A 15202-nucleotide genomic window follows, 5' to 3' on the forward strand; every position below is an offset into this window, starting at 1 on the left:
GGGCATCATGGCCGGATGCCCGGCGCCGCGCCCGATTTCCGCCTGTACCACTCCAATGCGCTCGACGTGCTGGCCGGGCTGCTGGCGCACGAGCTGCGCACGCCGGCAGCCGGGCAACCGCTGCTGGCGCCGGACACGGTGCTGATCCCGCAGGTGGCGATGCGGCGCTGGCTGCAGGCCACCCTGGCCGCCGCGCACGGGGTGGCGGCGAACCTGGAATTCCTGACCCCGGGCGAGTTCGTCGCCCGCGCGCTCACCGCCAACCTCGGCCCGGCCACCGACGAGCCCGACGCCGCCGCGCTGCACTGGCATCTCTATGCCGCGCTGACCGACGCGCAATTCATGGCGCAGCCTGCGCTGGCGGCGCTGCGTGCACACGTCGACGGAGCGTATGGCACGCATCTCGATGGGGCGGATCCGCTGCGCGCACGCGACGAGGGGCCCGATCCGCAGCGCACCCGCGTCGACGGTGCACACCCCCTGCGCGGGCACGGCGACAGCCACGATCCATTGCGCGCCTGGGCGCTGGCCGGCGAACTGGCGGCGGTGTTCGAGAAATACCAGGCCTGGCGCCGCGAGTGGCTGCTGCGCTGGGAGGCGGGCGCCGAGCCGGACGATCCGCAGGCGATCCTGTGGCGGCGCATCGCCCGCGGCCGCGGCCATCGCGCGCGGCGCATCCAGCAGTACCTCGACCGTTTCGAAGCCCGCGACGCGCCGCTGCCCGCCGGCCTGCCGCCGCGGCTGTTCGCCTTCGCCACCCTCAACGTCTCGCCCGACGTGCTGCGGGTGCTGGCCACCCAGGCGCGGGTCGGCACGCTGCACTTCTACGTGCCCTCGCCCAGCCGCGACTACTGGGGCGACCTGCAGCGGGTGCGCGCCGCCGGCATCGAAGCCGCGCACGACGATGCCGCCCGCACCGAGAACCCGCTGCTGCAGGCCTGGGGCCACGCCGGCCGCGATTTCATGGCGGTGCTCGGCGGCTACGAGGTGGTGCATCCGGACCTCGAGATCCAAGCCCACGCCGATCCTGGCAAAGGGGCAGGGGCAGGTTCGCTTTCGAAGCAAGGCCCCAGCCTGCTACGGCGCCTGCAGTCCGACCTCTACCACCGCCGCGGCGCGCCCGGCTGGCCGCTGCGCGCATCCGTGGACAGGCACGACCCGAGCCTGCAGCTGCACGCCTGCCACACCCGCCTGCGCGAGCTGCAGGTGCTGCGCGACCAGCTGCGCGCGCTGTTCGACAACGAGCGCTTCGATCCGCCGCTCAAGCCCCGCGAGGTCGCGGTGCTGGCGCCGGACGTCGATCCCTACCTGCCGTACCTGGAGGCGGTGTTCGGCGACCGCGGCCGCGAGGACGCGATCCCGTATGCGCTGGCCGACGCCAGCCCGCTGGCCAACGAACCGCTGGCCGAAGTGTTCGTGCGCCTGCTGGCGCTGCCGGTCTCGCGCTTCGGCCTGCACGAGACGCTGGACCTGCTGGCCAGTCCCGCGCTGGCCGAGGCCAATGGGCTCGACGCGCCCGCGATCGAGCGCCTGCAGGCCTGGCTCTCGGCCGCCGGTGCGCGCTGGGGCCTGGACGGCGAGCACCGCGCCCGTTTCGATGCGCCCGAAGACGAGGCCTACACCTGGGCCTTTGCCCTCGACCGCCTGCTGCTGGGCCACGCCAGCGGCAGCGAGGCGCTGATCCGTGCCAGCGACGGCCGCATCGTGGCCGCGTTGCCGGACCTGGAAGGCAGCGCCCTGGACGCGCTCGACACCCTGGTGCGGCTGCTGCGCGTGCTGGCCCGCAACGCCAGGGTGCTGGGCGAAGCGATGCCGCCGGCGCAGTGGCGCGAACGCCTGCTGGAACTGCTCGACGCGCTGCTGCCCAGGCCGCCTTCCAATCCTGCGAGCCAGCGCGCGCTGGACCGGTTGCGCACCCTGGTGGACGGCTTCGCCAGCACCGCCGGCAACGCCGGTTTCGATGGCCCGGTGCCGGCGGAGGCCGTGCGCGCGCACTTCGGCGCGGCGCTGGCCGAGGCCGACACCCGCGCACCGCTGCTCACCGGCGGCGTCAGCATCGCCCGCATGGTGCCGATGCGGCTGCTGCCATTCCGGGTGATCTGCGTGTTGGGCATGAACGACGCCGAATTCCCGCGCCGCGATCCCGCCGCCGGGCTCAACCGGCTCACCGCCGAGCTCGGCACCGACAGGCGCCGCGCCGGCGACCGCTCCACCCGCGACGACGACCGCTTCCTGTTCCTGCAGCTGTTCACCGCCGCGCAGGACGTGTTCTACGCCAGCTGGCAGGGCGCCGACCCGCGCGACGGCAGCCGGCGCGAGCCTTCCGTGCTGGTGTCGGAACTGGTCGACGCCGCCGTGGACCAGCACGCCCCGGGCGCGGAAGACGTGGCCGATGCGCTGGTGGTGCGCCATCCGCTGCAGCCGTTCTCGGCCGAGGCCTTTGGCTCGGAGGCCGAGCCGCGCCGCTTCTCCTACCACGCCCGCTGGCAGCAGGCCGCCGCCGGCGCCGCCGACAGGCGCCAGCCGCTGCCGCCGTGGTTCGAGGGCGAGCCGTTCGCGCCGGGCGAAGCCGAGCCGGAGCTGCCGATCAGCGCCCTGCGCCGTTTCCTGCTGCACCCGGCGGAAGAACTGCTCGCGCGCATGGGCATGCGCCTGGTGGAGATCGAGGAGCAGGGCGAGGACCTGGAGCCGCTGGCCGCGCCGGGCGCAGGGCTGGAGCGCAGCGTGCTGCAGCGCGAGCTGTTCAACGAGCTGCTGCGCGGGCATGACGACCCTGCCATCCACGCATCGCTGCGCGCACGCGGCCTGCTGCCGTCCGGCGCCGCCGGCCGCCGCGTGCTTGCCGACCAGCGCGAACTGCTGGCGCCGTGGCTGGAGGCGTTTTCGCAGTGGCGCGGGGACGCGGAAGCCGGGTCGGTGCTGGCCGAGGTCGAGATCGACGGTGTGCGCGTGCACGGCCGTATCCACGACGTCTACCCGCACGGCATCCCCCGCCTGCGCTTCGGCAAGCCCAACGGGCCAAGCGCGGTGCGCAGCGGCCTGGACTGGCTGCTGGCGCGCGCGGCCGGCATCGACCTGCCGCTGGTGGAATTCTTCGACGGCGGCCGCGCCGGCCCCGGCCCGTTCGAGCGCCCGGAGCTGTCGCCGGCCGATGCCCGCAATGCCCTGCGCGAGCTGCTCGCGCTGCGCGCCCAGGGCCTGCGCGCGCCGCTGCCGTATGCGCCCTACAGCGCCTGGGCGTACTACGGCTGCGCCGGGAACCCGGAACGCGCCGTCAAGGCCGCGCGCAGCCAGTGGCACGGCAGCGGCGGCGGCTTTGCCGAAGGGCACGGCGACGCCCTGCGCCAGGCCCTGCGCGGCTGCGATCCCTTCGGCGACCAGGCCAGCCTGCAGCGTTTCGTCGATGCCGCGATGCTGGTGTTCCTGGCCCTGCAGGACGGCAGGGTCCACGGCGGCACCGATCCCGCCACGCTCGACGGCCTGGCCGAACGCTTCGAGCCGGAGGACGCCGAGTGAGCGCGCCACGGGATCCGTACCTGACCCAGCCGCTGGAAGGCGTGTTCGCCATCGAGGCCTCCGCCGGCACCGGCAAGACCTTCACCCTGGCCACCCTGCTGGTGCGGCTGGTGCTCGAGCGCGGCCTGCGCGGGGGCGAGATCCTCGCGGTGACCTTCACCGAGGCCGCCACCCAGGAGCTGCGCGCGCGGGTGCGCAAGCGCCTGCTGCTGGCGGCGGAGGTCGCGGCCGGCCTGCCCATGGAGGACTCGCCCGAGGCGGAGCTGACGCGCACGCTGATCCAGGCGCACCTGGAGCGCAGCGGTGAACCGGAGGCCGACGTCCGCCGCCGGCTGTGCCAGGCCGTGGACGAGATCGACCTGGCCGCCATCTTCACCATCCACGGCTTCTGCGCCCGGGTGCTGCGCGAGCACGCGCTGGAAAGCGGGCAGGGCTTCGATCCGCCGGAGCTGCTGGCCAGCGACGCGGAACTGCGCGCCGGGATCGCCGCCGACCTGTGGCGTTCGCACGCGGTGGACGCCGACGCCGTCGACGACCTGCATGCGCTGTGGCCGCAGGGCCCGGAGGCGCTGGCCAGGGACCTGTCGGCGCTGGTGCGCGAGCCGGTGCTCCTGCCGCCGCCGCCGGGCCCGCTGCCCGATCCAGGGCCGATGCTGCAGGCCGCCGCGCAGGCCTTCGCCGGAGCCGCGCGCACCCACGGCGACGGCTTCCGCGACGAACTGCTGCGGGCGGCGCAGAGCAAGGTGCTGCACGGGGGCAGCTACAAGGCCGAGTGGATCGAAGACCTGTTCGCCCAGCTGTCCCGCTGGTGCGACCGCGCCGGGCCGGGCGCGCGCTTCCACCACGCCAAGCTGGAACAACTGCACCGCGAGACCCTGCTCAAGCGCACCAGCAAGGCCGGCGCCGGCCGCACCCCCGACTCGCCGCTGTGCGACGCGGTGGAGCAATACGCCGCCGCCCTGGCCGAGGTCGACCGCCTGCGCGAAGCCCGCCAGGCCGCCCTGCTGCACCGGTTGCGCGACGACGCCCGCCGCCGCCTGCGCCAGCACAAGCAGCAGGCGCGCGTGCTCACCTACGACGACCTCATCGACCGCGTCGCCGATGCGCTCCAGGGCGAGCACGGCGACGCGCTCGCCGGGCGCCTGCGCGCGCAGTACCGCATCGCCCTGGTGGACGAGTTCCAGGACACCGACCCGCGCCAGTGGCAGATCTTCGACCGCGTGTTCGGCGCCGGCAGCCCGGAGCCGGCGCTGTTCCTCATCGGCGATCCCAAGCAGGCCATCTACGGCTTCCGCGGCGGCGACGTGGAGACCTACCTGGCCGCCCAGCACACCGCGCACGTGGCGCCGCCGCTGGCGCACAACTTCCGTTCGCGCCCCGCCGTTCTCGGCAGCATCGAAGCGCTGTACGGCCAGGCGCAGTCCGCGCACGAAGGCGACCCGGACAACATCGCCCCGCCCTTCATCGACCCGCGCATCCAGTTCCACCCGGTGCAGCCGGGCGGCGCGCGCGAAGACGCCGAGTACCAGCGCAACGGCGCGCCGGCGCCGGCGCTCACCCTGTGGCAGGCGCCCGAGCCGACCGAACGCGATGCCAAGGGCGACCCCAAGCCCCATCCCTCCCCGCGCTCGCGCGACCTCGCCACCCAGGCCTGCGTGGCCGCGATCCACGGCGTGCTCACCGACGCGCGCGCCGGGCGCGCCACCATCAACGGCGAGCCGGTGCGCCCCGGCGACATCGCGGTGCTGGTACGCAAGCACAGCGAAGCCATCCTGATCCGCGACGCCCTGGCCGCGGTGGGCATCCCGGCGGTGGCCGCGGGCAAGCAGAGCCTGTTCGCCACCCCGGAGGCGCGCGAACTGCACACCCTGCTGCAGGCGCTGGTGCACGGCTCCGACGACCGCCGCCTGCGCGCGGCGCTCGCCACCGTGCTGGTGGGCGAGGATGCGCACGCCATCGCCGCGCTCGACGCCGAAGGCGCCACCCTGCAGCGCAAGCAGATGGAAGCACTCGCCTGGCGCGAGCGCCTGCAGCGCGGCGGCCCGCTGGCGCTGGTCGGCGAGCTGTGCGCGCAGCATGCGCCGCGCCTGCTCGGCCTGATGGACGGCGAGCGCCGCCTCACCAACTACCTGCAGCTCGCCGAGCAGCTGCAGGAAGCCCAGCGCAACGCGCTTGGCCTGCACGGCCTGCTCGACTGGCTGGCGCGCGCCATCGCCGAGGCCAGCGCCGACGACGAGGCCCAGCAGCTGCGGCTGGAGTCCGACGCCCGCCGCGTGCAGGTGGTCACCCTGCACAAGAGCAAGGGGCTGGAATACCCGCTGGTGTACCTGCCCTACGTCGGCATCGGCAGCCAGGCGCGCAGCCCCGGCCGCAAGGTGACCGTGCACGGCGACGACGGCCGCGTGCTGCACTGGAAGCTGCAGCAGGAAGACAGCGGCTGGAATGAGGCCTGCCAATCCTGGCAGCGCCGCGAGCGCGCCGAGGACGCGCGCCTGCTCTACGTCGGCCTCACCCGCACCCGCGACGCCCTGTGGCTGGCGACCGGCGCCTTCTTCTGCCACACCAGGTCGCCGCTGTGGCCGATGGTCTCCGACCCCGAAGCGCTGGCCGCGCGCGCCCCGGACGCCATCGCCATCGACCCCGCGCAGCCGCCCGCCCAGCTGCCCTGGCTCGGCGCCGAAACCGTGGAAGCCGTCCCCGCCGCCCGCACGGCCACGCGCCCGCTCGCCAGCGACTGGTGGGTCTACAGCTTCACCCAGCTCGCCAATGCCGATGCCGGCCACGACCTCTCCACCGCCGCCACCCAGCCGGCCGCCGGCGGCCGCGACGAGCCGGAGGAGAACCCGGAAGCCGCGCCCACCGAGGCCGCCGACATCGACCCGCGCTTCGGCGGCGCCCGCTTCGGCGTGGTGCTGCACGAAGTGTTCGAGAACGCCGACTTCGCCGCCTGGCACGCCTGGCGCCCCGGCGACGAGGCCCCGGAAGGCGAGCGCAGGAAGATCACCGAGGCCCTGGGCAAGGGTGGCTATGCCGCCGACGACATGGACGCCGGCGTGGCCGTGATCGTGCCCATGATCGGCCACACCCTCACCGCCGCCCTGCCGGAAGGCACCACGCTCGCCGCCGTGCCGGAAGACCACCGCCGCCCGGAGATCGAGTTCCAGTTCGCCCTCGCCCCCACCCGCGTCGACGCGCTGCTCGCCCTGCTGCACCGCCACGGCCTGCTCGCCGCGCGCCAGGGCTTCGGGCTGCGCCGCAGGCTGGAAGGCCTGATGACCGGCCTGATCGACCTCACCTACCTGCACGAAGGCCGCTGGTACGTGCTCGACTACAAATCCAACCGCCTGCCCGGCTACGCCCCCGCCCAGCTGGAGGAAGCCATGGCGCACAGCGAATACCACCTGCAGGCGCTGATCTACACCCTCGCCCTGCACCGCTGGTTGCGCTTCCGCCTGGGCGACGGCTACGACTACGAACGCGACTTCGGCGGCGCCCGCTACCTGTTCTGCCGCGGTATCGACGCCAGCCGGGGCGACGGGCAGGGCATCCGGGCCTGGCGCTTCGATCCCGCGCTGGTGCATGCGCTCGACGCCCTGTTCGCGGGCGAGGCCAGCGGGGCCGCCGCATGAGCCTGCTGCAGGCCCTCACCAAGGCCGGCGCCCTGCGCACGCTGGACCATGCGCTGGCGCAGAGCCTGCGCCGCCTGGCCCCGGACACCCCGGACGCCGTGCTGGCCGCCGCCGCCCTGGCCTCGCTGGCCGTCGCCGCCGGCCATGCCGGCTTCGACCCTGGCGAGCCGCAGCGCCTGGTGGAAGCGCCCGTCGACTGGCCCACGCCGGAGGCCTGGCGCCAGGCGCTGGCGTCCTCGCGCTGGGTCGCCCGCCCCCAGGCCGGTGACGCCGAATCCGCCGCCGACGCCCCGCTCGTGTTCGAGCACGGCCTGGTCTACCTGCGCCGCTACCGCGAATACGAGCGCCGCCTGGCCGAAGGCCTGCGCCGCATCGGCAGCGCCGAGCCGCATCCGCGCGAGGAAACCGAAGGCGACCACGCCCAGGTCCCCACGCACCTCGCGGACCTCTTCGCCCGGCTCTTCCCCGAAGCCGCCACCGGCGAGGACAAGCAGTCCGGCGCCGCCGCTGCCGCCCTCCACCACAGCCTGCTGCTGGTCACCGGCGGCCCCGGCACCGGCAAGACCACCACCATCACCCGCATGCTGGTGCTGCTGGCGGCGCAGGCGCTGGAGTCCGGCACCGCGCCGCCGCGCATCGCCCTGGCCGCGCCCACCGGCCGCGCCGCCGAGCGCATGGCCGAGAGCGTGCGCAACGCCGTGCAGGCGCTCACCGCCCTGGGCATCGACCCCGCGCTGTGCGCCCACCTGCCCACCGCCGGCACCACCCTGCACCGCCTGCTCGGCACCATCCCCGACAGCCCCGGCTTCCGGCACCACGCCGACAACCCCCTGCCGCTCGACGTGGTGGTGGTGGACGAAGCCTCCATGATCGACCTGCCGCTGATGGCCAAGCTGGTGGAAGCCGTGCCCGACGGCGCCCGCCTGGTCCTGCTCGGCGACCCCGACCAGCTGCCCTCGGTGGAAGCAGGTGACGTCCTCAGCGGCATCCTCGAGGCCACCCCCCCCGTAGGAGCAGCCCATGGCCGCGAAACCCACACCCCCACCGACGCCCACACCCCCGCGCCCGCCGGCGACCCCGATCACGCCCAAACCGGCACCAAACTCACCCCGTTCCCCGCCCGCCACATCCACCTCACCCGCGGCTGGCGCCAGAGCGCCGAACTCGACCTCGCCCCCCTGGCCGCCGCCGTGCGCGAAGGCGACAGCGGCACCGCCCTGTCGCTGCTGCGCAGCGGCGAGCTCTCCGGCGTGCATTTCCACGAAGGCAACGCCGACCCGCTGCAGACCCACCGCGAGCACCTGCTCGACCACTGGACCTCGCTCGCCGAAGCCAGCGACCCCGCCCAAGCCCTCGCCAACGCCGCCCGCCTGCGCATCCTCACCGCCGTGCGCGAAGGCCCGCAGGGCGCGCGCGGGCTCAATGCCCGGATCGAGGAAATGCTGGCCGGCACCCGGCGCGGCGCCGGCCCCGCGTCCACCGCCGGCCGCTACTTCCACGGCCGCCTGCTGCTGATCACCGAGAACAGCTACCGCCACCGCCTGTTCAACGGCGACATCGGCATCTGCCTGCGCGACGCCGCCGGCGCCCTGGCCGCCTGGTTCCCCGGCGACGACCCGGCCAGCCCGCGCCCCTTCCACCCTGCCGCGCTGCCCGCCCACGAAAGCGCCTTCGCCATGACCGTGCACAAGGCGCAGGGCAGCGAGTTCGACGAGGTGTGGCTGGTGCTGCCCGCCCGCTTCAACCGCGTGCTCAGCCGCGAGCTGGTCTACACCGGCCTCACCCGCGCCCGCCACGCCCTGCACCTGGCCGGCAGCGCCGAGGTCATCGCCGAAGCGCTGGCAAGGCACGCGGGCCGGTGGTCGGGGTTGGGGTGGAGGTTGACGGTTTGACCCAACCGGATCCACGTCCCGCCACCGGCTGGGCAGACCTGTTCGCCGAAGGCCGGTTGCCCCGGTTCGTGCTGATCTGCCTGGGCGTGTGGCTCAACGCGGCCGATGCGCTGGTGGCATCGACCATCATGCCCAGCGTCGGCGCCGACCTCGGCGGTCACGCCTACTTCGGCTGGGCAACGGCAGCGTTCCTGTTCGGCGCGATCGTCGCCGGCGCCAGCGCGGGAAGACTGTCCGAACTGCTCGGCCTGCGGCGCGCCACGCTGCTGGCGGGCGTGGCCTTCGTGGGCGGTTGCCTGCTCGCGGCGCTCGCGCCCGACATGTTCGCCTTCCTCGGCGGGCGCCTGCTGCAGGGCGTGGGCAGCGGATGGCTGTCGGGCTTCGCGATGGTGGCCATCGCGATGCTGTTTCCCGAACGGCATCTGGCGCGCGTGTTCGCCGCGGTCGCGGGCGTGTGGGGCGTGGCCACGCTGCTGGGGCCGCTGATCGGTGGCCTGTTCGCCCAGGCCGGGCAATGGCGCGGCGTGTTCTGGTTCTTCGCGGCGCAGGGCGTGCTGTTCTGCCTCGCCGTGCCGTGGCTGCTGTCGGGCACCGCGCCTGCCAGGTCGGGTGCCCGGGTACCGTTGCGGCAACTCTTGGTGCTGACCGTGGGCGTGGGCTTCATCGCGCTGGCGAACCTCACCCGCACGCCGCTCTCCACCGTGGCGACGCTGGCGGCTGGCATGCTGGTCCTGGTCGGCATGTTGCGCCTCGACGCGCGCGCGCCGGTGCGCCTGCTGCCGCACGATGCAGGCAGCCCCAGGACCGCCGTCGGCGCCGGCTACCTCGCCATGTTCGCGCTGATGGCAGGCTCGATGGGGCTCACCGTCTACGCCCCGGTGCTGCTGCAGATGCTGCGCGGCGTGTCGCCGCTGTCGGCAGGCTACGTGGTCGCGGCGCAGGCGATGTCATGGACGCTGGCCGCGTTCGCCGTGGCCGGCGTGTCGGGCGCCACCGGTGAACGCCGCTGCATCCGCACGGGCGGCATGCTGGTCGCGGCGGGGGCGCTCCTGCTGGTGTTCACGCTGCGCGATGCGCCGCTGGCCTGGGTGGTGGCGTCCGCGGTGGTGATGGGCGCGGGTTTCGGGCTCTCGTCCAGCCTCAGCAACCGCCGCGTGCTCGGCCTGCTGCACGACGACGACCGCGCCATCGGCGCATCGGCCTTCATCGCCATGCGCCAGACCGGCGGGGCCGTCGGCGCGGCGGTCGCGGGTGCGGCGGCCAACGCCATCGGCTTCGGTGCCGCGCCGGGTGTGGCCACCGCGCAATCGGCCGCGGTATGGGTGACCGCCACCGGCGTGCCCTTCGCCTGTGTGGGTGCGTGGGCGGCATGGCGCCTGACGCGCCCAACGACACGCGCGGCGCAGGTTTGAGCGCAACTGCCTTCCGCAGCAACGGGGCACGACATGACTTCCGGCGCAGGTCGCGCCGCATGTACGCGCAGAGACTGATGCCCGGTGTACCCACCCGCAGAGCCGCCATGCGCCCTGTCACTGCTGCGCGGCGGGCCGCTGTCCGCGTTCACTTCCAGGAAGGCAACGCCGACCCGCTGGCGTTCCACCGCGACCACCCGCTTGGGCACTGGGCCGCGCTCGCCGACACACCGCCCCCGCCCGCCTGCGCACCTCACCGCCGTGCGCGAAGGCCCACAGGGCGCGCGCGGGCCTCAACGCCTCGTTCTGGGATAGGTCCGGCGGAACAGTCGCCACTCGACGGCGGCCGCCTGGCCGGCATCGGGGAAGCGGCCTGCTGAAGCCGGCGCGCTTCTTCGGCTGCCGGCGTGCAGTACCGGCTGCGCGCGGGAAGAACGGCGTCGGAGCGGGGCCGGCTGGCCTGTCCGCAAGCGCCGTGCTTCACTGTCGCCGGTCCACGTTCGAGTAGAGGAATGACATCGTCGATCACGCGCGCCGTGTTGTTGCCCGCGCTGCTTGCGCTCGTTGCCTGCACACATGTGCCCGCGCCCGACCCCGAACATGCTGCAGAGCGAGGCAGGCCGCCGAACATCGTCATCGTCTTCACCGACGACCAGGGTTATGCCGACCTGCACAACTTTGGCGGCGATCATCTGCGCACGCCCCGTCTCGACCGGATGGCGGCGGAAGGTGTGCGCTTGACAAGCTTCTATGTCGCTCAGCCGGTGTGTTCGGCCTCGCGCGCGGCACTGCTGACGGGCAGCTATCCCAACCGCGTGGGCGTCTCCGGGGCGTTCATGCCGCACAGCGGCAAGGGGCTGAACCTCTCGGAGACCACGCTGGCCGACCTGCTGCGGCAGGCTGGCTACGCCACCGGTCATTTCGGCAAGTGGCATCTGGGCGATGCGCCCGAGTTCCGCCCGAACCGGCAGGGGTTCGACACGTTCTACGGCATCCTGCATTCCAACGACATGTGGCCGCACCATCCGCAGCAGGGCACGTTGTTCGATTTCGACGAGCTGCAACTGTTCGACAACGAGCAGGTTGCCCGGGTTCTCGACGACCAGAGCGATCTCACCCGCGAACTCACCGAGCGCAGCGTGGCCTTCATCGAACAGCACCGCGCGCGGCCGTTCTTCCTGTATCTGGCGCATCCGCAGCCGCACGTGCCGCTTCATGCTTCGGAGGCCTTCCAGGGCGCATCCGGCCGCGGGCTGTACGCGGATGTGATCGGTGAACTCGACTGGTCGGTAGGCGAGATTCTGGACGCGTTGCGCCGCAACGACCTGGACCGTGACACGTTGGTGGTATTCACCTCGGACAACGGGCCGTGGCTGGCCTACGGCAACCATGCTGGCTCGACCGGTCCATTCGATGAGGGCAAGGGCACGACGCGTGAGGGCGGTGTGCGTGTGCCTTTCATTGCGCGCTGGCCGGGGCACCTGCCTGCGGGCGCGACCATCGACACACCGATGATGAGCATCGATCTGCTGCCGACGATCGCGCGTCTGGCCGGCGTGTCATTGCCGCCACTGCCCATCGATGGCCGTGACGCCTGGCCCGTGCTTTCGGCGCAAACCGATCGACCGGTGCAGCCGGCCTATTTCTTCTACTACGGCGACAACGAACTGCAGGGCGTGCGCTATGGCAAGTGGAAGCTGTATTTCCCGCACCGGTTCCAGTCGCTTAACGGACGCCCAGGCGGGCAGGGCGGAGTGCCGGTCGCCTATGGTGCGCGCGTAGTGGAATCGATCGAGCTCTACGACGTCGAGCGCGACCCCGGCGAGCGCGTGGATCTGGCTGCGCGGCATCCTGAAGTGGTCGCGGAGATCCAGCGGCACGCGGCGGGGGTGCGGAAGGAGCTTGGCGATTCGCTGACCGGCATGGAAGGCAGTGGCCGACGTCCGATCGGAACGCGGGACGCGCCAGCGTTCCCGCTGCAATCGCAACGGGAACAGCTGGATATGTGATCGCCGCGTTGCGCTGGCCTGCCTGCAAGCGCTGGATCGACACGTCAACCGCGTGCTCAGCCGCGAACTGGTCTACACCGGCCTGACCCGCGCCCGTCGCGCCCTGCACCTGGCCGGCAGCGCCGAGCTCATCGCCGAGGCGCTGGCGCGGCATGCGAGCGGTGGTCAGGCTTGGGGGCGTCGGCTCGGGAGATAGCCGAGTGGCCGCTGGACCGCACACGGATGCGTATCGAGCGCACGCACACCGGCATCGGCAGTTGCCGCGCCGTGCCGGCGACCTTTCGGCGACATTTGCGCCGCTAGTCTCGCATCGCTTCATGCAGCGAGACGGCCCATTCCTGGAGGCAGAGCGATATGAGCAGGCACGCGCGACGGGCATTGTGCTTGGCGCTCTCGGCGCAGTTGATCGGCGTTCCACTGGTCACGCACGCAGCCGAGGCACCCGGTGCCCTGACCATCATCGTCAGGGACCAGACGACCGACCGGCCACTTCCGAACGCGAGGGTCACGATCACGGAACGGGAAACCGACGCCGCGCGCACCCTGGAAACCGACGCGCAAGGTCGCCTCCTCGTCGAACAGCTCGACCCCGGCCTCTACACGGTCGACATCGCCAAGGCCGGCTTCGCTCCGATCTACGAGCCGAGCGTACGCGTGATCACGCGGAAGAATTCCAGGGTCGAATTCGAGCTGGGCGTTCCGCTGCTGGAGGCGGTGGTGGTGCAAGGGCGGCCAATCGATGGATTGGCATCGCCTTCCAGCACCTATCTCGATCGGGAAGCCTTGCGAAGCGCCGTTGGCGGTGGCGCGGATCCGCTGCTCTCGCTGGACGGCCTGCCCGGCCTGGCTTCCGCCAGCGAATTCGCAAGCTTCAGCGTCCGCGGCCGTGGCCCCCGGGATAACCTGATCTTCGTCGACGAGTTCCCCTTCGACAAGGCGGTGCACTTCGACGCGACACTGGGGGAAGACGAGGACATCGGCGGCGGCGGCCGCTTCTCGATCTTCGCACCCAACGTCATCAGTGGCGCCGAGTTCTCGCCGGGCGGCTGGGGCCCTGCGTATGGCGGCCGGGCGGCATCGCTGCTCAAGCTCGAAGTCGCCGATGGCAATCCAAGCCCGTCGGCCAGCCTGCGCCTCGACCTTGCAGGCGCCGAGGTCGGCTACGACGGGCCGCTCGGCATCACTGAAGACGCCACCGTGCTCGTGTCCGCCCGGCGACTGGATTTCGGTGCCTTCTTCGAAACGATCGAGGAACTGGACATCGGAGACCCCGTGTTGAGGGATGTCATCGTCAAGTCGGCCGTGCCGATCAACCAGTCGAACACGCTCGAGGTGCTGCTCATCGACACGCGCGAGACGTACACGCGCGACGTGACTCACGTCTTCGAGTCGCCCAACTTCGAAGATGCGGCGCTGCTCGATTTCGAGCAGGACAGCGACCTGTACGGGTTTACCCTGCGATCGTTGATCGGGGAGGACGCCGTCTGGACCAACAAGGTCTACCGCCGGGCCAGCAACAAGATCAGCTCGGAGGGCGAAGCGTTTCCAGATCTCGTGCCCGCCGGATCGCCCGCCGAGAGTTTTCCGGTGCGGGAAGACATCCTCACCGTGACCGAAGACGAAACCGAGATCGGCTGGCGAAGCGACTTCGCGACGGTGAATCGATGGGGTGCGTTCAACGCAGGCGTCCAGGTGACGCAGCTCGACCTGGACTACAGCACCGTGCTGGATGGCGACTGGATCCGGTACGTCTACGACAGCGACGACTTCAGGCCCGACCCTGAGCAGCGCTACATCGTGCTGACGCCGGAGAACATCAACGCCTCGCTGAGCCGGAAGGCGACGAACTACGCCGGTTACGTGGACCAGACCTTCAAGCGCGGCGCGTGGGAGCTGCATACGGGCGTGCGCCTGGAGCGGGACGACCTGACGGACGAAAGCCTCGTGTCGCCCAGGCTCAGGGCGACCTGGCAGCCGAGCCGGAACTTCAGGTACTTCGCGACTGCAGGGCTTTTCCACCAGTCGCCACGGTTCCTGGACCTCGCGGCCAACGCGGCGAACACCCTCGAAAACGAGGAGATCACACACGGGAGTTTCGGCCTCGAGTACTTCCCGAACGAACGCTGGTCGGTGTTGACGGAAGCGTACTACCAGGACCTGGCCAACCTCGTGGTCGATCTGGACCGGGCGAGCGGGACGTTCGCCAACATCGGCGATGGCACGTCCTACGGTTTCGACGTCGTGGTCAAGGGCACGATCCGCGAAGGCCTCTACGCGACCGCGACCTACTCCTGGAACGATGCGGAAGTGGACCGGAAGGACGGCCGTGGCGCCGTCGCCGACGAATTCAGCCGGGAGCACGTGGCCACCCTCGGGCTGACCTGGGAAATCACCGACCGCTGGAAGGTGGCCGCGCGCTACAAGTACCTGTCCGGCAGGCCGGAGGACGCCTACCTCATCCACGAAGACGTGCTGGGCCCCGGGCAGCCCCTGCGCTATTCGAGGGAGACCACCGAGCGCGGCGTCGGCCGCAAGGACGGCTACGGGGTGCTGAACGCCCGTGTCGACTATCGGCGCGCGTTCGGCCCCATCGACGTCACGGCCTTCCTCGACGTCATCAACCTCACCTCGGCGGCGTCGACCGACGACACCGAGTTCGACTACCGCAGGGGTGTCAACGTGGAGGACGACAGCGAGGCCGAGCCGCTGATCGGGCTTCGGCTAGACTACGCCTGGTAAACGGG

Annotated in this window: 6 protein-coding genes; all 6 read left to right on the plus strand. The window is 72.0% G+C overall.

The genetic code is table 11. From position 1 onward, the window contains the following. Positions 1 to 15: 15 nt before the first annotated feature. The 6 genes from recC (at position 16) to QFW77_RS06765 (ending at position 15197) form a co-directional block, all read left to right on the plus strand. Entirely contained in the window at positions 16 to 3516 is a 3501-nt protein-coding gene (gene recC / locus QFW77_RS06740; protein WP_280573658.1) for an exodeoxyribonuclease V subunit gamma, read from the plus strand. Next, the gene (gene recB, locus QFW77_RS06745; RefSeq protein WP_280573659.1) at positions 3513 to 7145 is read left to right on the plus strand and encodes an exodeoxyribonuclease V subunit beta; all 3633 of its coding nucleotides are present in this window, start codon (positions 3513 to 3515) and stop codon (positions 7143 to 7145) included. Before recC ends, recB begins: the two co-directional genes overlap by 4 nt. Further along, positions 7142 to 9037, plus strand: a complete 1896-nt coding sequence (gene recD, locus QFW77_RS06750) for an exodeoxyribonuclease V subunit alpha (RefSeq protein WP_280573660.1) — start codon at positions 7142 to 7144, stop codon at positions 9035 to 9037. The genes recB and recD overlap by 4 nt, the downstream gene beginning before the upstream one ends. Next, positions 9034 to 10449, plus strand: coding sequence for an MFS transporter (locus tag QFW77_RS06755; protein WP_280573661.1), 1416 nt, complete (start codon positions 9034 to 9036; stop codon positions 10447 to 10449). Before recD ends, QFW77_RS06755 begins: the two co-directional genes overlap by 4 nt. Positions 10450 to 10961: 512 nt before the next feature. Further along, positions 10962 to 12458, plus strand: coding sequence for a sulfatase family protein (locus QFW77_RS06760; RefSeq protein WP_280573662.1), 1497 nt, complete (start codon positions 10962 to 10964; stop codon positions 12456 to 12458). 354 nt (positions 12459 to 12812) lie between these two features. Next, the gene (locus QFW77_RS06765; protein ID WP_280573663.1) at positions 12813 to 15197 is read left to right on the plus strand and encodes a TonB-dependent receptor; all 2385 of its coding nucleotides are present in this window, start codon (positions 12813 to 12815) and stop codon (positions 15195 to 15197) included. Positions 15198 to 15202: the final 5 nt, after the last annotated feature.

The organism is Luteimonas endophytica (assembly GCF_029887875.1).
Classification (GTDB): Bacteria; Pseudomonadota; Gammaproteobacteria; order Xanthomonadales; family Xanthomonadaceae; genus Luteimonas; species Luteimonas endophytica.

Bases quoted from the DNA above. Each gene is read 5' to 3' on its own strand.
- QFW77_RS06760 (WP_280573662.1), top strand. From the start codon at position 10,962: ATGACATCGTCGATCACGCGCGCCGTGTTGTTGCCCGCGCTGCTTGCG.
- recC (WP_280573658.1), top strand. From the start codon at position 16: ATGCCCGGCGCCGCGCCCGATTTCCGCCTGTACCACTCCAATGCGCTC.
- QFW77_RS06765 (WP_280573663.1), top strand. From the start codon at position 12,813: ATGAGCAGGCACGCGCGACGGGCATTGTGCTTGGCGCTCTCGGCGCAG.
- recD (WP_280573660.1), top strand. From the start codon at position 7,142: ATGAGCCTGCTGCAGGCCCTCACCAAGGCCGGCGCCCTGCGCACGCTG.